Origin of the sequence: Microbacterium sp. bgisy207, assembly GCF_965345035.1 — a bacterium.
Taxonomy (GTDB): domain Bacteria; phylum Actinomycetota; class Actinomycetes; order Actinomycetales; family Microbacteriaceae; genus Microbacterium.
Window position 1 is genome coordinate 1 of record NZ_CBDRMG010000013.1, and the last position, 18,248, is coordinate 18,248.

Below are 18,248 nucleotides of genomic sequence, written 5' to 3' on the forward strand. Positions count from 1 at the left end.
ACACCACCGTTCGCCGTCGCGGCTGCGCGCCGGCTCGGAGTCACGGACTCGCGTCTGAGGCGGAAAGACCTGTCTCGCCCCTTCCATGGGGTGCGCTCGGTCGATCTCGGCATCCGGCTCGCGACACAGGAGGCGATCGTGCGGCGCGCGATCGAGTACGCACAGCGGATGCGGGGCGACGAGTTCTTCAGTCACGCAACCGCGGCGGTGCTGTGGGGATTGCCGCTGCCGAGGTCCCGATTGCTCGCGAGTGACCGTCTCGACGAGGATGCCCTGCGGCCGCTCGATGTCGCTGTGGCGCTGCCGGCCCGTGCGGGGCGTGCGCGCGGGATCCGTGGGCGTTCGACCGCGCCGCACCTCGCGGAGGTGCGCGTCCACCCGGCCACCGGCGTGCGCGTGTCGACGCCCGCGTCGGTGTGGGCTGAACTGGCCTGTGAACTCACGCTGGAGGACCTCGTCGCCGTCGGCGATGCGGTGGTGCGCGAGCCGATGTGGGAGACGGATGCGGCAGCCCTCGCATCCGTTGCCGACCTGGACCGTGCGGTCCAGGCGGGGCGCCGGCGGGGCATCGAGACGCTGCGCACGGCGAGGCTGTTGGTTCGCACGCGATCGAGATCACGTCCGGAGACCCACTTCAGGCTGGCGTTCCGGGATGCGGGGCTGCCGGAGCCCGAGTGCAATTGGCCCGTCCTCGAGGGGGAACGGGCGCTGGCCTTGCTCGATCTTGCGTACCCCGAGCGGCGGGTCTGCTTCGAGTACGAGGGCGAGCATCATCTGCGCGACGAGGAACAGTGGGCCCGCGACATCCGGCGACACGAGATGCTCGTCGAGCGCGGCTGGCGCATCGTGCGGGTGACGAAGGACGACCTCTACCGTCGCCGCCGAGAGCTCTTCGCGCGCATCCGTCTCGCCATCGCCGCCCGCGCGTGATGCCGGAGACGTGTGGGCCCGCCCCGTTGCGCGGGCGAGGGCACTGCTCGATTGCCGCAACACGCCGCGCGGAACCCGGGAGCCGCGCGCTTTGCGGCAACCGAACGGCGCCGGCCCGCCACCCGCGTAGTCGCGGCGGCTCACTTGCCACAACATGCCGTGTCGACGCCAGCACGCGCGTATTTCGAGGCAAACGAGCGCAGGGCCGCCGGTCGCGCACGGCACAGATCGTCGCGTCAGCCGGTCGCGTCCGCGCGGACGAGGAGGTCACCGACCTCGCAATCGAGCGCCTCGCAGATCGCGGACAGCGTCGAGTAACGGATGGCGCGCGCGCGGTCGTTCTTGAGGATCGAGAGGTTCACGATCGAGACGCCGACCAGTTCGGAGAGCCGCGTCAGGGTCATCCCCCGCTCCGCGAGCAGCTCGTCAAGGCGGCAGTGGATGCCGCTCGGCCCGTCGTCGTCCGACTCGGCCGGGCTCACACGAGCCCCTCAGTGTCGCGCTGCATCCGATCGCCGACCATGAACACGGTCGTGCCCAGTGCGCCGAGGAAGGCGATTCCGAAGAGCTGCGTGAGGTTGGCTGACAGGATCACGTTGTCGAAGTCGCCTGCGGAGATCACCGCGAACGCTCCGTTCGCGCCCATGTTGCCGAAGAACGGTGCGAGCGCCACTCCTACAAACCCGGCCGTCGCCGCAGTGCCGATGAGAGTTGTATTGCGGCGGCCGAAGACCCGGCCGCGCAGGATGCTCCACATCACCAGCAGGAGAGTCGTCACGACCGTTGCCGCAGCGGCAACGACCACCACCTGTTCCAGGACCAACGCCACCACGGATGCGATCGGGAGCCGGTCGGCAAGGAGGAATGCGGAATCGAGCTCGACTGTCACGCTTGCGCCATCCGGTCCGATGGGAGCCTGAGCGGGGGTCCCGGCGAACTCCGCGAACACCCGCGTGGCGGAGCCTGTGAAGAGCCCGATGATGTTCGAGACTGCGCTGATCGCGCTGGCCACGACGAAAACGGCACCGGCGACGAAGAACACTGACATCGCGATGGTGTCCCCTCGCGAGAGGACGCGATAGGGGGTGGCTGTGGATGCCATTCGACCCTCCATGCATATCGATAAACGTTGTTATTGATAAACGATATGGCGGCGGCGAGAGCTCGTCAACTGCGATGCCGGCGCACGTGCGCGGGATTCGATTGCCCCAATCCGTTCTCGGCGGCCCGAGGCCGCGGCGTGTTGCGGCAACCGAGCGCGGGCGACGCGGGCGGTGCGGCAGCACAGCGGGCGGGAACGCGGGTAGCGCGCGAGCCGGGATCGGGCGCGGGTCGGAGCGCAAAGCGGGGCGCGGGATGCCGCGGAAGCGGATGCGGTATGCCGCCAGCGAACAGCGGCATACCGCATCCGTCCGGTCGTTACTCTCGATGTACGAAGCCAGCAGTGGGGCGCATCCCCGACCCGCGCACCGGCCGAAGGAGTAAGCAGATGTTCGAGAGATTCACCGACCGTGCCCGTCGCGTGGTTGTGCTCGCCCAAGAAGAGGCGAAGATGCTCAACCACAACTACATCGGCACCGAGCACATCCTCCTGGGTCTGATCCACGAGGGTGAGGGCGTCGCTGCCAAGGCGCTCGAGTCGCTCGGCATCTCGCTGGATGCCGTGCGCGAGCAGGTGCAAGACATCATCGGCCAGGGACAGCAGCAGCCGACGGGGCACATCCCGTTCACGCCGCGCGCCAAGAAGGTGCTCGAGCTGTCGCTGCGCGAGGCGCTGCAGCTGGGCCACAACTACATCGGCACCGAGCACATCCTGCTCGGCCTCATCCGCGAGGGTGAGGGCGTTGCAGCCCAGGTGCTGGTCAAGCTCGGCGCCGACCTCAACAAGGTGCGCCAGCAAGTCATCCAGCTGCTGTCGGGCTACCAGGGCAAGGAGCCCGCGGGTGTCGCATCGGGCGCTGGGGAGCAGTCGCAGGGCACGGCGCAGGGCGGCTCCCAGGTGCTCGACCAGTTCGGGCGCAACCTGACCCAGGCGGCCCGCGACAACAAGCTCGACCCTGTCATCGGGCGCGAGAAGGAGATCGAGCGGGTCATGCAGATCCTCTCGCGTCGCTCCAAGAACAACCCCGTGCTGATCGGCGAGCCCGGCGTCGGCAAGACCGCCGTCGTCGAGGGGCTCGCGCAGGCGATCGTGAAGGGCGATGTTCCCGAGACGCTCAAGGACAAGCAGCTCTACTCGCTCGACCTCGGCTCCCTCATCGCCGGGTCCCGCTACCGCGGTGACTTCGAAGAGCGCCTCAAGAAGGTCACGAAAGAGATCCGCACGCGCGGCGACATCATCGTGTTCATCGACGAGATCCACACCCTCGTCGGCGCCGGTGCGGCCGAGGGCGCGATCGACGCGGCATCCATCCTCAAGCCGCTCCTCGCCCGCGGAGAGCTGCAGACGATCGGTGCGACCACCCTCGACGAGTACCGCAAGCACTTCGAGAAGGATGCCGCGCTCGAGCGCCGCTTCCAGCCGATCCAGGTTGCGGAGCCGTCGCTGCCCCACGCGATCAACATCCTCAAGGGTCTGCGCGACCGGTACGAGGCGCACCACAAGGTGCAGATCACGGATGGCGCGATCGTCGCCGCCGCGAACCTCGCCGACCGCTACATCAGCGACCGCTTCCTGCCCGACAAGGCGATCGACCTGATCGACGAGGCCGGCGCCCGCCTGCGCCTGTCGATCCTGTCGTCGCCCCCCGAGCTGCGGGAGTTCGACGAGAAGATCGCGAAGGTGCGCGAGCAGAAGGAAGCCGCCTCCGAGGAGCAGGACTTCGAGAAGGCCGCGTCGCTGCGCGACGAGGAGAAGAGCCTGCTGGCCGAGCGGCTGCGCCTCGAGAAGCAGTGGCGTTCGGGCGAGGTGTCTTCTCCCGCCGTCGTCGACGAGGGTCTGATCGCCGAGGTCCTCGCCCAGGCGACCGGCATCCCGGTCTTCAAGCTCACGGAAGAGGAGTCGAGCCGCCTCGTCTTCATGGAGAAGGCGCTGCACCAGCGCGTCATCGGTCAGGAAGAGGCGATCGCCGCGCTTTCGAAGACGATCCGTCGTCAGCGCGCGGGCCTGAAGGACCCCAAGCGCCCCTCGGGGTCGTTCATCTTCGCCGGCCCCACGGGTGTCGGAAAGACGGAGCTTGCCAAGGCGCTCGCGGAGTTCCTCTTCGACGACGAGGGCGCGCTGATCTCGCTCGACATGAGCGAGTTCGGCGAGAAGCACACCGTCTCGCGGCTGTTCGGTGCCCCTCCCGGATTCGTCGGCTTCGAAGAGGGCGGCCAGCTCACCGAGAAGGTGCGCCGCAAGCCGTTCTCGGTCGTGCTGTTCGATGAGATCGAGAAGGCCCACCCCGACATCTTCAACTCGCTCCTGCAGATCCTCGAAGAGGGTCGTCTGACCGACGGTCAGGGGCGCGTGGTCGACTTCAAGAACACGGTCATCATCATGACGACGAACCTCGGTTCGCAGGCGATCGCCGGCGGCCCCGTCGGGTTCCAGGTCGAAGGTGACACCGCGACGTCGTACGACCGGATGAAGGGCAAGGTCAACGAAGAGCTCAAGCGGCACTTCAAGCCCGAGTTCCTCAACCGCGTCGACGACATCATCGTGTTCCCCCAGCTGGACAAGGACGAGCTGCGTCAGATCGTGGACCTGTTCACGAAGCGCCTCGGCGAGCGCCTGCTCGACCGCGACATGACGATCGAGCTGTCACTGGCCGCGAAGGACCGACTCATCGAGGTCGGCTTCGACCCGGCCCTCGGCGCCCGGCCGCTGCGTCGCGCGATGCAGCACGAGATCGAGGACCAGCTGTCCGAGAAGATCCTGCACGGTCAACTCAACCCCGGCGACCACGTCAAGGTGGATGCTCAGAACGGCGAGTTCCTGTTCGAGCACGGGCCGCGCGGCGAGAAGGTCGCGGTGGGTGTGATCTCCGGTGGCGACATCACCGTCACGCCGGATCTGGCGATCACGTCGGACTGATCCGCGTCGGTGTGAGAGGGGACGGATGCTTCGGCATCCGTCCCCTCCTCGTTTCTGGCTCAGGCCGCCTCGCCGGCACCGGACAGCGCAGCAACCGCGACGTCGAGCACGATCGACTGCCGCACCTCGACCGCGTGGTCGTAGCGGCTTCCGGCAAGCGCCACGTAGACGCCTCCGACGATGTCGACGTAACCCACGACGCGGTCTCCCCTGCGGACCTCGTAGGTGGTCGGCCCGAGGAGCGCGACGGACTCCGTCGGTGGCGGTGCGGGAGGCGCGGCGGCGCGGTTCGATGACCGAGTTGTAGCGCGCGAAGGGGTTGACGTCGTGGGGACCATAGTGGCGCCTCCCGTGAGAGGGGATCTGCTCCTGAAGGGTCCACCCCCGCCGTCGTTTGCGGTGGGGGCTTGACATCGCCGCGCGATCGGTGATGCTACGACGATCATCCGCCGCGGCGGCGACTGAGGGAAGGGGCCGTGCCTGGAAGAGTCCTCGGAGTGTTCGCGCTCTAGGCTGGGTGGATGACCGAATTCACCGTCCGCCCTGCCCGCACGGCGGACGTGCGGGGCATCCAGGCCCTCCTCGAGCCGTGGGTGCAGCGGCGGGTGCTCCTCGGCAAGGATCTGGTGGTCCTGTTCGAGTCGGTGCAGCAGTTCACGGTCGCAGAGGACGCGGATGGTCAGCTGATCGGATGCGGCGCTCTCCACGTGATGTGGGACGACCTCGGTGAGATCCGTACGCTTATCGTCGCCGATGACTGGTTGCACCGAGGCGTCGGGCGCGCGATCGTCGACCGGCTCGAAGAGAACGCCCGGGACCTGGGGCTGCGCCGGCTGTTCTGCCTGACGTTCGAGGTCGACTTCTTCTCGGCGCGCGGGTTCGAGGTCATCGGCGAGCAAGTCGTCGATCCGGATGTCTATTCCCAGCTCATCCGGTCACCAGACGAGGGTGTCGCGGAGTTCCTCGACCTCGCCCACGTCAAGCCCAACACGTTGGGCAACACCCGGATGCTCAAGACGTTCGACTGAGGCCCTTGCGCGCTCACCGAGTGCGTGAAAACCTCCCGTCATGGCGCGTTCATCCGAGACTGATCCCACCCGCGCAACGCGGCGCCGACTGCTGACCGCACTCGTTGCGGTGATCGTGGTCTCGTTCGCCCTCGCCGCCGCCGCCGGGATCACCGTGCTCATCATCGGACCCGAAGGCGATCTGATGAGCCGGGTGCTGGTGACGACACTGATCGTCGGCGGCTTCAGCGTCGGCGCACTGTCGTGCCTGGCGTTGTGGGGTCGCGCGGCGCACACATTCGGAGTGATCGGTGCCGCAGTCAACGCCGCGTCGGCCGTCGTCGCGCTCCTGGCCGTGTGGGTCGAGCAGGGATCCGACGATTTCTGGCGAGTTCTCAATCGCCTCCTGGTGAGCGGGCTGATCGTCTCTGCCGCGTGGGCACTGGCATCCCTGCTGCTCCTGCTTTCGCGGCGACGGCGGTCGGTGATACGCGTCGGTCTGATCGCGACCCTCGTGGCCTTGGGCATCACGGTGGCGCTCGCGGTGGCCGGTGTGTGGTGGGATGACCTCGCCGATGCCGAGATCTATCCGCGGGTCCTCGGGACGTTGGGCATCCTCAGCGCCCTCGGCGTGGTGGTCGTTCCCGTGCTGGCGCTGCTTCTTCGCGATGGGCCCGCGGCGCGCGGACCGGAGGACTTCCCCGCCGACGTCGCGGAGCGGCTCATCGAGACAGCCCGGGCCAGGGGGATCACCGTCGCGGAGCTCGTCGCTCCCGTCCTCGGCGAGCAGGCCCGCCCGTCGGAGATCACCGGGCGCGCCGATCACGGCTCACCGGACGCCCCGCCTACCCTGGAGGCATGAGCACCCCGCCCCCGCGCCGCCGCCCGTCACCGGGTGTCTATCGGCGCCGCCGCCTGGTCGCGCTCCTGGTGCTCATCGCCGTCATCGCTGCGATCGTCTGGTTGTTCGTCGCGCAGCCCTGGGCGAGTGCTGCGCAGACGGATGCTGAGCCGACGCCGACTCGTTCGGGATCTGTGGGAGCGAGTCCGAGCCCGAGCGCGTCGACGCCCGTGCCCACGGACTCTCCGGCGCCTGAGGCGGCCGCGACGGAGCCGGGGCCGCTGGAGACTGCGCCTCCCACCTGCACTCGGGGCGAGGTGACGGTGGACGCCCTCACCGACCAAGACGAGTACGGATCGGGTCAGAACCCGCAGCTGTCGATTCGACTCACCAACAGGTCCGACTCGGCGTGCACCATCAACGTGGGAACGGCAACTCAGTCGTTCACGATCACGAGCGGCAACGACACCTGGTGGCGCTCGACGGACTGCCAGACGGAGCCGAGCGACATGATCGTCACGCTCGAGGCGGGCCAGACCGTGGAGAGCGCGACCCCACTGACCTGGGACCGGACGCGCTCATCAGTGAGCACGTGCGACTCGGAATCGCGCCCTGTCGCGGGCGCGGGCGGCGCGTCGTATCACCTCGCCGTCGAGATCGGCGGCATCGCCTCGAACCAGACCAAGCAGTTCTTCCTCTACTGATCCGCGTCTGAGCGGCAGGAGGGCTCAGTCGCCGTCTCGCATCGCGCGTGCAATGATCTCGCCGACCAGGACAGCGGATGCTGCGGGCCCCCGCGACGGTACGGTGGGAAGGATCGAGGTGTCGGCGACGCGAAGGCCCGCGACGCCATGCACGCGACCGACCCCATCGACGACGGGACCGATCGGCGCAGTGCCGCACATGTGGATCGCGGTGCCGAGGTGAGCCCGCATCCAGGCATCCAATGCCGTGTCATCGTCGAGGTCCGACGCTCCGATCTCCGTCGCGCGTCCCCCCATGTGTTCGACGAGGGCGACAGCTTCACGGATGCCCACTCGCAGGCGCGACCGGTCCGATTCCTCCTCCAGGTAGCGATACTCGATCCGTGGCGCCGCCGTGGCATCGGCATCGCGAAGACTCAGGGTGCCGCGGCCCGCCGGGGACTGCAGGCCGACGATCAGCGGCAGATCGTCGCGGTGAGCCAGCTGAGCGGCCGCCCGGCGGCCCGAGATCCCCGCGACGGCGCGGATGCTCCGCAGCGGGTGACGGAGCCCGGCGGCGAGTCCGTCGCGCAGGCGCAGCGACCCGGTGAGGAGATAGCCGAGCGGCTTCACCGATAAGAGGAGTTCCAGGTCCCCGTCTGGATACCCGCCGGAGTCCATGTTCAGGGCCTCGGGAAAGGCGAAGCCTTCGTCCGCGTCGAACAGCGGCCGTTCGGGCTGCCACGACAGCGAGATGTCGGGATGATCCGAGAAGGCCGCGCCGACGGGGAGCGCCGAGCGCACGCGGATGCCGAGCCGCTCGAGGTCTTCGGGGATCCCGATCCCGGAGGCCAAGAGGATGCGTGCGGAGCCGATCGCTCCCGCCGCCAGCACGATCTCGTCCGCGCGGATCACGCCACGGGAGCTCTCCACACCTACTGCCCGTTCGCCCTCGAACACGACGCGTCCCACCGTCGTGTCCGAGTGCAGCTGGAGCCGGGCTGGCCGCCGTGGCCCCGGAAGATAGGCCGACCCCATGTTCACGCGCTCGCCGTCGATGATGTTCGAGGGCACCGGTCCGAACCCGGGCGCCTGTTCGCCGTTCTTGTCCGGCTCCTCGGGGTGGCCGCGATCGGAAGCCGCGGCCCGGAATGCGCGCGCGAGGTGGCCCGGCGCCGGGCGGCGCACCGGGACCGGGCCCGAGACCCCGTGGAGCTCGGAGGCGGGGAAGTCCCGGTCGGATTCGATCGCTCGCCACACCGGTAGGGCGCTCGCATAGCTCCAACGCGGGCCGCCGACCTCCGCCCAGCGCGCGTGATCGGTGCGGCGCGCGCGGATGAAGTAGCCGCCGTTGATCGTGCTCGAACCCCCGAGGACCCGCCCCCGCACGACGGTATACGCCAGTTCGGGGGTCAGGTGTCCAAGGAAGGACCAGTTCGCCGGATGCCCCGGCATCGCGCCCCGGATGCTCGAGGCATCGCGAAGCGCGGCGGGAACATCCGTCGTCCCCGCTTCGATGAGGACGACGTCGCGGTCGGGGTCCTCGGCCAGCCGCGCGGCGAGTGCGCAGCCCGACGTGCCTGCTCCGACGATGACGGTCGTCACGGCGGACTGCCCCAGGTGTCGCCCATCTTCCGGAACGCTTCGTCGATGAGTGCGAGCAGGTCCGCGCCCTCGTGGCTCAGCCACTGCTCGTAGGAGGCGAGCGAAAGGCCAAGGCACGCCCAGGCAACCGCCTGGGGCTCGAGAGCATCGGGCGACTCGCGAAGCCGCTTGGCGACGAACTCCGCGATGACTTGGCGCCATTCCGTGTACCGGAGCGTGGAGTGTGCCATCAGTGTGGGCACATTCAGCAGCAGCCACATCCGCTCACGGTGGACGGGGATCTCATCGGCGGGGAATCGGTTGAACTCGATCACCGCTGAGCGCAGTGCGTCCCGAAGCGGCAGCTCGTCGGGAAGACCCGCCAGATGATCGCGCATGGATTGGAGCAGGTGGTCGAAGTCCCCCCACGGCAGGTCATTCTTGGAGCGGAAGTACCGGAAGAATGTCCGCCTGCCGATGCCGGCGGCTTCGACGATGTCGTCGACTGTCGTTTCCTCGAACCCGCGCTCGAGGAAGAGTGAGAGCGCGATGTGGCTGAGTTCGCCGTGCGTCGTGGCCGGCGCGCGACCGATACGAGGCCGCTCACTTGCCTGTGTGTTGCTCATCGACTCTTCCATTCGGCACTGAGTGTCATTAGTATCGGCCACGACGAAGGTTTCGCCAAGGACGTGACGAAACCGCCAGGAGGAGCATCCCATGGAGCCCACGAAGGTCGCATCCGAAGTCACCGCCCCTGAGCCGGAGATCATCGAGTCGGACTCGCTTGTCGAAGAGGTCTCGATCGACGGCATGTGTGGGGTGTACTGATCAGGACCCGCGCGACGAGATCATGAAGCGCGACTCGCCCTGGCGGCTCAGCCCCCAGGTGTCCGTGCGTCCCGAACCCTTCGGGGCGCTGCTCTATCACTTCGGCACGCGCAAGCTCTCGTTCCTGAAGGACCGGACGCTGCTGGCGATCGTCGAGAGCCTCGATCGAGTCGACAGTCTCGATGAGGCCTGCGAGGCCGCCGGCGTCGATCCCCGTGACCGCGAGCGGTACTTCGGTGCGCTCGAGACTCTCGCCGGCTCGGCGATGATCGAACAGAGGACGACATGACGCTCGTTTCCGATGCCCCTCCGGCCGCCCCGCTTCGACTGGTCGATCACTTCGAGCGAGGACTGGACGCACCGATCTGCCTGACCTGGGAGCTCACCTACGCCTGCAATCTCTCGTGCGTGCACTGCCTGTCAAGCTCGGGCCGCCGGGACCCGCGCGAACTCACGACCGAGGAGTGCCGCGCCGTCATCGACGAACTCGAACGGATGCAGGTCTTCTACGTCAACATCGGCGGCGGTGAGCCCACGGTCCGCAGCGACTTCTGGGAACTCGTCGACTACGCGACGGCGCACCACGTCGGGGTGAAGTTCTCGACGAACGGCGTCAAGATCACCCCCGAGATCGCGGCGCGGCTCGCTGCCAACGACTACGTCGACGTGCAGATCTCGCTCGACGGCGCGACGGCGGAGGTCAATGACGCCATCCGTGGCCCGCGCTCCTACGAGACGGCGATGCGCGCGATGCAGAACCTCGCGGATGCCGGGATGCGGGGGTTCAAGCTCTCGGTGGTGTGCACGCGAACGAACATCGGGCAGCTCGACGAGTTCAAGGCCATCGCCGACCGGTACGGCGCCCAGCTGCGGCTCACGCGCCTTCGGCCGTCCGGTCGTGGGGCGGACGTCTGGGACGAGCTGCACCCGACGCGGGAGCAGCAACGGGAACTGTACGACTGGCTCGTGCGCCACGGAGACCAGGTCCTCACCGGCGACTCGTTCTTCCACCTCTCGGCATACGGGTCCTCGCTTCCGGGCCTGAACCTTTGTGGCGCGGGACGAGTGGTCTGTCTCATCGATCCGATCGGGGATGTCTATGCCTGTCCCTTCGCCATCCATGACGAGTTCCTCGCGGGCAATGTGCGGGAGGCGGGGTTCGCGGCGGTATGGCGGCAGTCCGAACTGTTCACCCGCCTTCGGGAACCGCAATCCGGCGGCGCCTGCTCGTCGTGCCAGTTCTTCGACTCCTGCAAGGGCGGGTGCATGGCAGCGAAGTTCTTCACCGGACTTCCGCTGGACGGCCCCGACCCCGAGTGCGTCCGCGGCTTCGGCGAGGAAGCTCTCAAGAACAAGAGCGGCGCTCTTCCCCAGCCGTCTCAGGACCACTCCCACCGCACCTCGCCGCCGCGCCCGCGGCCCGTCCGCGTGACGATCCGGCGGCGCGACCAGATCGATGCGCCGCCCGTGAGCGTCTGCGCTGAGAGCCCCCTCGCGGGGTTCGTTCCGACGTCGACCGACGCCCACGAGGGCGCCGATTCTCCGGGAGGCATCCGCTCCCACATCGCCTGAGACCACTGTCCTCGACGACCGCGCCGCGGTCGCGGTGGTTTCGTGCGCCCTACGAAAGGTACATCGATGGCTGGAAGAGTCGAAGGCAAAGTCGCGCTCATCACCGGAGCAGCACGCGGTCAGGGTCGAAGCCACGCGCTGCGGCTGGCGGAGGAGGGGGCCGACATCATCGCGGTGGACCTCTGCGGACCCGTGCCGAACCTGCAGTACCCGCCGGCGACCGAGGAGGACCTGGCCGAGACCGTGCGCCAGGTCGAAGCGCTCGACCGCCGGATCGTCGCCACCAAGGCCGATGTCCGCGACCGCGACGCCTTCAAGGCCGCGATCGACGAAGGCGTCGCCGCGCTCGGCAAGCTCGACATCGTGGTGGCCAACGCGGGCATCTGCATCATCGCCGCCTGGGACGAGGTGACGCCCGAGATTTGGAACGACGTCGTCTCGATCAACCTCACGGGCGTCTTCAACACCGTGCAACTGGCAGCCCCGCACGTCATCGCGGCAGGCGGCGGGTCGATCATCCTGACAAGTTCCGCAGCCGGCCTCAAGGGGCTCCCGTTCCTCATGCCCTACGTGGCCTCGAAGTTCGGTGTCACCGGCATGGGCAAGGCGTTCGCCGCAGAACTCGCGCAGCACAACATCCGCGTGAACACGCTCCACCCCACGGGCGTGGACACCGCGATGGGTGAGATGGGCGGCGCCTTCCCGCCTCTCCTCGAGAAGAACCCGGCCGTCGGCGGGATGCTGGCCAACATGCTGCCGATCCAGGTCACCGAGCCGCGTGACCAGTCCAACGCCGTCCTGTTCCTCGCCAGCGACGAGGCACGCTACGTCACCGCCCTGTCGATGACCGTCGACGCGGGCACCACCGAATACTGAGAAGAAAGGAACCCGCCATGGGAATGCTCGAGGGCAAAGTCGCTCTCATCACCGGTGGATCGCGCGGTCAAGGCCGCGCCCACGCCGTCACCTGCGCCCGCGAGGGAGCAGACGTCATCATCATCGACACGCTCGACCAGATCGAGAGTGTCGTGTATCCGATGGCCCAGCAGGCCGACATCGACGAGACCGTCCGGCAGGTCGAGGCACTCGATCGGCGCATCGTCGCCGTCGTCGGCGACGTCCGCACGCAGGCCGACCTCGACCGCGCCGTCTCGGAAGGGATCGCCGCGCTCGGCAAGATCGACATCCTCATCGCGAATGCCGGCATCTTCTCCCTCGCTCCCGCGCATGAGCTGACCGAGGAGGCGTGGGACGACATGATCGCCGTGAACCTCACCGGCGTCTGGAAGTCCGCGAAGGCCGTTCTGCCGCACATGATGGAACAGGGCGGCGGGTCGATCGTCATGACCTCGTCGATCAACGGGCTCGAACCCGGCGCGAACTACGTGCACTACTGTGCGGCGAAGTTCGGCGTCGTGGGCATCATGAAGACCCTTGCCCTGGAGTACGCGTCGCACGGCATCAGAGTCAACTCCGTGCATCCGGGTGCCATCCTCACGCCCATGACGAGCTGGCAGGGCGCGTGGGACATGATGAGCGGAAAGCCCGCCGGAGAGGGCACCGAGGCCGACATGCTCGAGGCGGGCTACCACTTCCACGCGCTCAAGGGCAACGGCTTCCTCGACCCGCAGCGCATCGCGGATGCGGCGCTCTGGCTCAACTCCGACCTCGCCTCGTCGGTCACCGGCATCACGGTTCCCGTCGATGCAGGCCACCTTCTCATCCCCGGCGTCAACGCCAACCCCGTCAAGTAACCGAACACCGCCGAACAATCGAACACCGTCACAACAGAAAACCGTCACAACCGAACACCGTCACAACCGAATACCGACGAACAATCGAACACCACACGATCAGTCGAAGGAGCAAACATGGGAGTCCTCGAAGGCAAAGTCGCCTTCATCACCGGAGCCGCGCGCGGGCAGGGACGCTCGCACGCCGTCCGTCTGGCCCAAGAAGGCGCAGACATCATCGCGGTCGACATCGCCGCGCAGATCGACTCGGTCCCCTATCCGCTGGCCACGCCGGAGGAGCTTGCCGAGACCGTCTCGCAGGTCGAGGCGCTCGACCGACGCATCCACGCCGTGCAGGCCGACGTGCGCGACCGCGCAGCGCTGCAGGCGGCGTTCGACGACGGAGTCGCCCTCCTCGGCGGCGTCGACATCGTGCTCGCCAACGCCGGCATCGCGCCGATGTCGATGCATCCGTCCGCGCAGGAGTGGTACGACGTCATCGATGTGAACCTGACCGGTGTCTACAACACGGTCGAGGTCGCCAAGGACGGGCTCATCGCCCGCGGCGGCGGGGCGATCGTGCTGACCAGCTCCACGGCCGGCATCGCCGGCATCGGCGGGGACTCGCCCGGCGGGCTCGGCTACACCGCCGCCAAGCACGGCGTCGTGGGACTCATGCGCTCATATGCGAACCAGCTGGCTCAGTACAGCATCCGGGTCAACACGATCCACCCGACCGGTGTGAACACCCCGATGGTGGTCAACGACGCGATGCAGGAGTTCTTGCAGAGCGACCCGCAGCTGAGCAACGCGATGGCCAACGCGCTTCCGGTTCCGATGATCGAAGCGGTCGACCTGTCCAACGCGATCCTGTTCCTCGTCTCGGATGCCGGGCGCTACGTCACGGGGGTCACCTTGCCCGTGGACGCCGGGTTCCTCAACAAGCGCTGACGAAGGGAGCAGATCATGGGAAGAGTAGAGGGCAAGGTCGCCTTCATCACCGGAGCAGCCCGCGGACAGGGCCGCTCTCACGCCGTGCGTCTCGCGCAGGAGGGCGCCGACATCATCGCCATCGACGTGTGCGAGCCGATCAACGCGGTTCCGTACGACCCGGCCACCGAGGAGGACCTGGCCGAGACGGTGCGCCAGGTCGAGGCGCTCGACCGCCGCATCGTCGCGACGAAGGCCGACGTGCGCGACATGGAGCAGGTCCAGAAGGCCGTCGACGACGGCGTCGCGCAGTTGGGACGGCTGGACATCGTCTCGGCGAACGCGGGGATCTCGGGCCGCCCGAACCGGTCGGAGGACATCCCCGACGACGAGTGGACGGACATGCTCGACATCAACCTCTCCGGGGTGTGGCGGTCGATCCGCGCCTCGATCCCCCACCTGCGGGCGGGGGGACGAGGCGGCTCGGTCATCATCACGAGCTCGGATGCCGGTCTGTTCGCGTACGAGAACATCTCGCACTACGTCTCGGCCAAGCACGGCGTCATCGGACTCATGCGCACGCTCGCGCTCGAGCTCGCGCGCGACATGATCCGTGTCAACGCGATCTGCCCCACCACGGTCGACACCGACATGGTGCAGAACGATGCGATCTACCGGCTGTTCCGTCCGGACCTCGAGAACCCGGGAAAGCAGGACTTCGCCGATGCGGCGGTGCAGATGAACGCTTTGCCGATCCCCTGGGTGGAAGCGGTGGACATCTCCAACGCGCTGCTGTTCCTCGCATCCGACGAGGCGCGCTACATCACCGGTGTGGCGCTTCCCGTCGACGCCGGCGCCGCGGTGAAGTGACGCGTGACGGAGCGGGAAGGACGTGATGACATGACGATGCACGCGCTGTCCACGCCGGAGGACGCGAAAGCCCTCCGCGAGAACCGTGCGCGCATCGCCGGGCGTCTGGTCGGCCGCGAGCGGGAGCTGGAACTCACGCTCGCGGCCGTCGCGGCAGGTCGCGACATCGTGCTGGAAGGACCTCCCGGCACGAGCAAGACCACGATCCTGCGCGCGATCACCGAGGAATGGGGCATCCCGCTGCTGTTCGTCGAGGGCAACGCCGACCTGACACCGGCGAAGCTCGTGGGTCACCACAATCCCGCGCGGGTCCTGCGCGAGGACTACTCGCCCGAGAACTTCGTGCCCGGCCCGCTCCTGGAGGCCATGCAGCAGGGCGGCTTCCTCTACATCGAGGAGTTCAACCGCGCGCCCGAGGACACCCTCAACACGTTGCTGACGGCGATGGCCGACCGCTCCATCACGGTGCCGCGGGTCGGCAGGATCGAGGCGCAGCCGACGTTCCGGGTGATCGCGTCGATGAACCCGTACGACAACGTCGGTACGACACGGCTGTCCACGAGCGTGCACGACCGCCTCAACCGCCTCGCCGTCGACTATCAGTCGACGGCGGACGAGGAGCGCATCGTAGCGCTGCGCTCCGGGGCCTCGGGGGCTCTGGGCGAGCGGATGATCGGCGACGCCGTCGCCGTCACTCGCGCCACCCGCTCGCACCCCGACGTCTGCCAGGGATCGAGCGTGCGCGGGGCTATCGACACTGTCCTCGTCGCCGGTCGCCTCGCGGAGCTGCGCGGGGTCGACGCTCCCGACGCAGAGGGCTATCCCGAACTTTTCTATGACGCCATGATCGTGGCGCTGTCGGGACGCATCCACCTGGACGAGGCCGCAGAGACGACGGCGGAGGCCGTCCTGCGCGAGATCTGGGAGGACCGCTTCGTCCTGGAGCCGCACAAGGCGGCGCCGGGATGAAGGGATGTCGCCGCCGACACGCCGCTCGAGAGCGGGCGGCGTCGCACGTCCACCGTGAAAGGCGCCCCGCTGCGGCGGGTGCCGAAGCAGCTCGACGAGAAGCCGACGGTGTTCGACGCGACGGGATCCGGTGCGGGAATGCTCCTTCGTTCCTCTGGCGGTGCGCGGCGCTCTCCGGGCTCGGCGCGCGGCGCGACGGCGCCGGGTCAGACCGACGAGACTGCCGAGCTGGTCTCGGCTGCGCCCGAGGCGACGGCGGTCGATCCGGCGGTGCGCACCGTCGCTCGGCAGATCGCCTCCCGGCTGTCCCTGCGCCCGGCGCGTCAGGATGCGACCAGGCGACGCGGCGTCGGCGATCTCGTGAGCCTGCCCTACCGGGGCGGCTCGGACGAAATCGACCTGGATCGCACGATCGAGGTGCTCGCGGAGCATCCGGTTCCCGAGGACGACGACATCGTCGTACGGGAGCGGGTGCGCACGACCCGGTCGGTCGTGCTGCTGGTCGATGTCTCGGGGTCGATGCGGGGCGAACGCATCACGACGGCGGCGGCGACGGTGGGGGCGGTCTCGTCGGAGCTCGTCACCGACGCCCTCGCGGTCATCGCGTTCTGGTCGGATGCGGCGATCCTGCTGCGACTGGGAGACACCGTCACACCGATGGAGCTGCTCGACGAGATCCTGCGCATTCGGGCGCAGGGGCTCACGAACGTGGCCTTCCCCCTGGAGCTCGCGCAGCAGCAGCTCGCCCGGGTACCGGCGCGGGACGCGCGCGTGCTGCTGCTCTCGGACTGCGTGCACAACGCGGGCCCCGACCCGCGGCCGCTGGCCGCGCGCCTGCCGCGTCTGGACGTGCTCCTGGACGCGACAGGGGAGAAGGACATCGACCTGGGCCGCGAACTCGCGGCGAAAGGGCGCGGCCTGTGCCGCGTGATCCACGGATACCGGGACGTCGCGCCGGCCGTGGGTGAGATCTTCGCGGGTCGATGACCCGCGAGAGGAAGAGGAGAACAGATGAGTTGGTGGCCCTGGCGGCAGAACCCGTGGTTCGAGACGGTGTTGGAGGCGCAACGTCGCGCGAAGAAGCGCCTTCCCCCCTCCGTCTACGCGGCCCTCGTCGCGGGTTCCGAACGCGGTACGACACCAAGAGACAACACCGACGCGTTCGCTGAGCTGGAGTTCGCCCCCCACGTGGCGGGTCATCAGGCGCAGCGAGACCTGTCGACGACCGTCCTCGGCATCCCGATCTCGCTCCCGGTGCTCATCTCGCCGACGGGTGTGCAGGCGGTCGATCCGGAGGGCGAGGTGGCGGTCGCCCGTGCTGCGGCGGCCCGCGGCACGATCATGGGGCTGAGCTCGTTCGCGAGCAAGCCCGTCGAGCAGGTGGTCGAGGCCAACCCGAACACGTTCTATCAGCTGTACTGGACGGGCTCGAAGGAGCAGATGGTCCAGCGCATGGATCGCGCGCGCGCTGCCGGCGCGAAGGCCCTCATTGCGACCCTGGACTGGTCGTTCTCGGTCGGGCGGGACTGGGGTAGCCCGTCGATTCCCGAAAAGCTGGATCTGAAGGCGATGATCGCGATGGCCCCCGAGGCCGTGCGCCGGCCCGGCTGGACGCTCGACTTCCTGCGCAGCGGCCTTCCCGACCTCACCGCCCCCAACCTGCAGCCGCCGGATGGGCCCGCCCCCACGTTCTTCGGGGCCTACTACGAGTGGATGCAGACTCCGCCGCCCTCGTGGGAAGACGTGGAGTGGCTGCGCAAAGAGTGGGGTGGACCTTTCCTCCTCAAAGGGATCACACGGGTCGATGACGCCAAGCGGGCCGTCGACATCGGCGCCGACGCGATCTCGGTCTCCAACCACGGGGGGAACAACCTCGACACGACACCGGCGACGATCCGCTGCCTGGGGCCGATCGCGGACGCGGTCGGGAGCGAGCTGGAGGTCCTGCTCGATGGCGGTATCCGTCGCGGCGGCGATGTCGCGAAGGCCCTCGCCCTCGGCGCGCGCGCGGTGATGATCGGCCGGGCCTATCTGTGGGGGCTGGCGGCGAACGGACAGACCGGCGTGGAGAACGTCCTCGACCTGCTGCGCATGGGGCTGGACTCGGCGGTGCTCGGTCTCGGGCACTCGTCGATCGCCGAGCTCTCGCCGGCCGACCTGTGGATCCCGCCGGGCTTTTCGCGGGTGCTCGGCGAGGCATCCGCCGAACCCGCTCCCGTACCGCGCCGGCGTGCGAAGGCCTCCGACAAGGACGGGGCCCCGGCGGCGACGGCATGATGGCAA

General features: G+C 68.4%; 20 protein-coding genes. 15 read left to right on the forward strand and 5 right to left on the reverse strand.

All coding sequences use genetic code 11. The features are described from left to right. Window positions 1-930: endonuclease domain-containing protein (locus tag ACSGC5_RS12240; RefSeq protein WP_434970901.1), on the forward strand; the 930-nt coding region annotated here is incomplete at its 5' end. 236 nt (window positions 931-1,166) lie between these two features. Here the strand turns inward: ACSGC5_RS12240 and ACSGC5_RS12245 are convergent. Together ACSGC5_RS12245 and ACSGC5_RS12250 are read right to left on the reverse strand one after the other, a co-directional pair. Then, window positions 1,167-1,412, reverse strand: coding sequence for a helix-turn-helix domain-containing protein (locus tag ACSGC5_RS12245; RefSeq protein ID WP_434970902.1), 246 nt, complete (start codon window positions 1,410-1,412; stop codon window positions 1,167-1,169). After that, window positions 1,409-2,032 carry a hypothetical protein gene (locus ACSGC5_RS12250; protein ID WP_434970903.1) on the reverse strand — a complete coding sequence of 208 codons (624 nt, stop codon included), beginning with the start codon at window positions 2,030-2,032 and terminating at the stop codon, window positions 1,409-1,411. The genes ACSGC5_RS12245 and ACSGC5_RS12250 overlap by 4 nt, the downstream gene beginning before the upstream one ends. Window positions 2,033-2,419: 387 nt before the next feature. On the opposite strand from ACSGC5_RS12250, the gene ACSGC5_RS12255 reads away from it, so the two are divergent. Next, the gene (locus ACSGC5_RS12255) at window positions 2,420-4,948 is read left to right on the forward strand and encodes an ATP-dependent Clp protease ATP-binding subunit (protein ID WP_434970904.1); all 2,529 of its coding nucleotides are present in this window, start codon (window positions 2,420-2,422) and stop codon (window positions 4,946-4,948) included. Window positions 4,949-5,007: 59 nt separating this feature from the next. On the opposite strand, the gene ACSGC5_RS12260 is transcribed toward ACSGC5_RS12255, so the two are convergent. Beyond that, the gene (locus ACSGC5_RS12260) at window positions 5,008-5,145 is read right to left on the reverse strand and encodes a hypothetical protein (RefSeq protein WP_434970905.1); all 138 of its coding nucleotides are present in this window, start codon (window positions 5,143-5,145) and stop codon (window positions 5,008-5,010) included. Between the two features lie 324 nt (window positions 5,146-5,469). Between ACSGC5_RS12260 and ACSGC5_RS12265 the strand changes: the two genes are divergently transcribed. Genes ACSGC5_RS12265 through ACSGC5_RS12275 form a run of 3 tightly spaced genes read left to right on the forward strand, consistent with a single transcriptional unit; the run spans window position 5,470 to window position 7,500 of the window. Then, entirely contained in the window at window positions 5,470-5,976 is a 507-nt protein-coding gene (locus tag ACSGC5_RS12265) for an amino-acid N-acetyltransferase (protein ID WP_434970906.1), read from the forward strand. A gap of 40 nt (window positions 5,977-6,016) precedes the next feature. After that, the gene (locus ACSGC5_RS12270) at window positions 6,017-6,817 is read left to right on the forward strand and encodes a hypothetical protein (protein ID WP_434970907.1); all 801 of its coding nucleotides are present in this window, start codon (window positions 6,017-6,019) and stop codon (window positions 6,815-6,817) included. Then, window positions 6,814-7,500, forward strand: a complete 687-nt coding sequence (locus ACSGC5_RS12275) for a hypothetical protein (RefSeq protein WP_434970908.1) — start codon at window positions 6,814-6,816, stop codon at window positions 7,498-7,500. The genes ACSGC5_RS12270 and ACSGC5_RS12275 overlap by 4 nt, the downstream gene beginning before the upstream one ends. A 24-nt stretch (window positions 7,501-7,524) precedes the next feature. Here the strand turns inward: ACSGC5_RS12275 and ACSGC5_RS12280 are convergent, their stop codons facing one another. Together ACSGC5_RS12280 and mftR are read right to left on the reverse strand one after the other, a co-directional pair. Beyond that, on the reverse strand, window positions 7,525-9,084 hold the full coding sequence (locus ACSGC5_RS12280) for a GMC family oxidoreductase N-terminal domain-containing protein (RefSeq protein WP_434970909.1): 1,560 nt from the start codon (window positions 9,082-9,084) through the stop codon (window positions 7,525-7,527). Beyond that, the gene (gene mftR, locus ACSGC5_RS12285) at window positions 9,081-9,689 is read right to left on the reverse strand and encodes a mycofactocin system transcriptional regulator (RefSeq protein WP_434970910.1); all 609 of its coding nucleotides are present in this window, start codon (window positions 9,687-9,689) and stop codon (window positions 9,081-9,083) included. The genes ACSGC5_RS12280 and mftR overlap by 4 nt, the downstream gene beginning before the upstream one ends. A 91-nt stretch (window positions 9,690-9,780) precedes the next feature. Here mftR and mftA point away from each other — a divergent pair, with 91 nt between their 5' ends. From mftA to mftD, 10 genes are all read left to right on the forward strand, one after another. After that, the gene (gene mftA / locus ACSGC5_RS12290; RefSeq protein ID WP_434970911.1) at window positions 9,781-9,891 is read left to right on the forward strand and encodes a mycofactocin precursor MftA; all 111 of its coding nucleotides are present in this window, start codon (window positions 9,781-9,783) and stop codon (window positions 9,889-9,891) included. A 22-nt stretch (window positions 9,892-9,913) separates the two neighbouring features. Next, window positions 9,914-10,180 carry a mycofactocin biosynthesis chaperone MftB gene (mftB, locus tag ACSGC5_RS12295; protein WP_434970912.1) on the forward strand — a complete coding sequence of 89 codons (267 nt, stop codon included), beginning with the start codon at window positions 9,914-9,916 and terminating at the stop codon, window positions 10,178-10,180. After that, window positions 10,177-11,463 carry a mycofactocin radical SAM maturase gene (mftC, locus tag ACSGC5_RS12300; RefSeq protein ID WP_434970913.1) on the forward strand — a complete coding sequence of 429 codons (1,287 nt, stop codon included), beginning with the start codon at window positions 10,177-10,179 and terminating at the stop codon, window positions 11,461-11,463. Before mftB ends, mftC begins: the two co-directional genes overlap by 4 nt. A gap of 66 nt (window positions 11,464-11,529) precedes the next feature. Continuing rightward, entirely contained in the window at window positions 11,530-12,339 is an 810-nt protein-coding gene (locus ACSGC5_RS12305) for a mycofactocin-coupled SDR family oxidoreductase (RefSeq protein ID WP_434970914.1), read from the forward strand. Window positions 12,340-12,356: 17 nt separating this feature from the next. Next, window positions 12,357-13,217, forward strand: a complete 861-nt coding sequence (locus ACSGC5_RS12310) for a mycofactocin-coupled SDR family oxidoreductase (RefSeq protein ID WP_434970915.1) — start codon at window positions 12,357-12,359, stop codon at window positions 13,215-13,217. A 117-nt stretch (window positions 13,218-13,334) separates the two neighbouring features. Then, the gene (locus tag ACSGC5_RS12315; protein ID WP_434970916.1) at window positions 13,335-14,147 is read left to right on the forward strand and encodes a mycofactocin-coupled SDR family oxidoreductase; all 813 of its coding nucleotides are present in this window, start codon (window positions 13,335-13,337) and stop codon (window positions 14,145-14,147) included. Between the two features lie 15 nt (window positions 14,148-14,162). Then, window positions 14,163-14,996, forward strand: coding sequence for a mycofactocin-coupled SDR family oxidoreductase (locus ACSGC5_RS12320; RefSeq protein WP_434970917.1), 834 nt, complete (start codon window positions 14,163-14,165; stop codon window positions 14,994-14,996). A gap of 30 nt (window positions 14,997-15,026) precedes the next feature. After that, window positions 15,027-15,965 (forward strand): AAA family ATPase, encoded by a 939-nt coding sequence (locus tag ACSGC5_RS12325; protein ID WP_434970918.1) that lies wholly within the window; start codon window positions 15,027-15,029, stop codon window positions 15,963-15,965. A gap of 78 nt (window positions 15,966-16,043) precedes the next feature. Continuing rightward, on the forward strand, window positions 16,044-16,952 hold the full coding sequence (locus tag ACSGC5_RS12330) for a vWA domain-containing protein (protein ID WP_434970919.1): 909 nt from the start codon (window positions 16,044-16,046) through the stop codon (window positions 16,950-16,952). Between the two features lie 24 nt (window positions 16,953-16,976). Next, window positions 16,977-18,242, forward strand: a complete 1,266-nt coding sequence (mftD, locus tag ACSGC5_RS12335) for a pre-mycofactocin synthase MftD (RefSeq protein ID WP_434970920.1) — start codon at window positions 16,977-16,979, stop codon at window positions 18,240-18,242. Window positions 18,243-18,248: the final 6 nt, after the last annotated feature.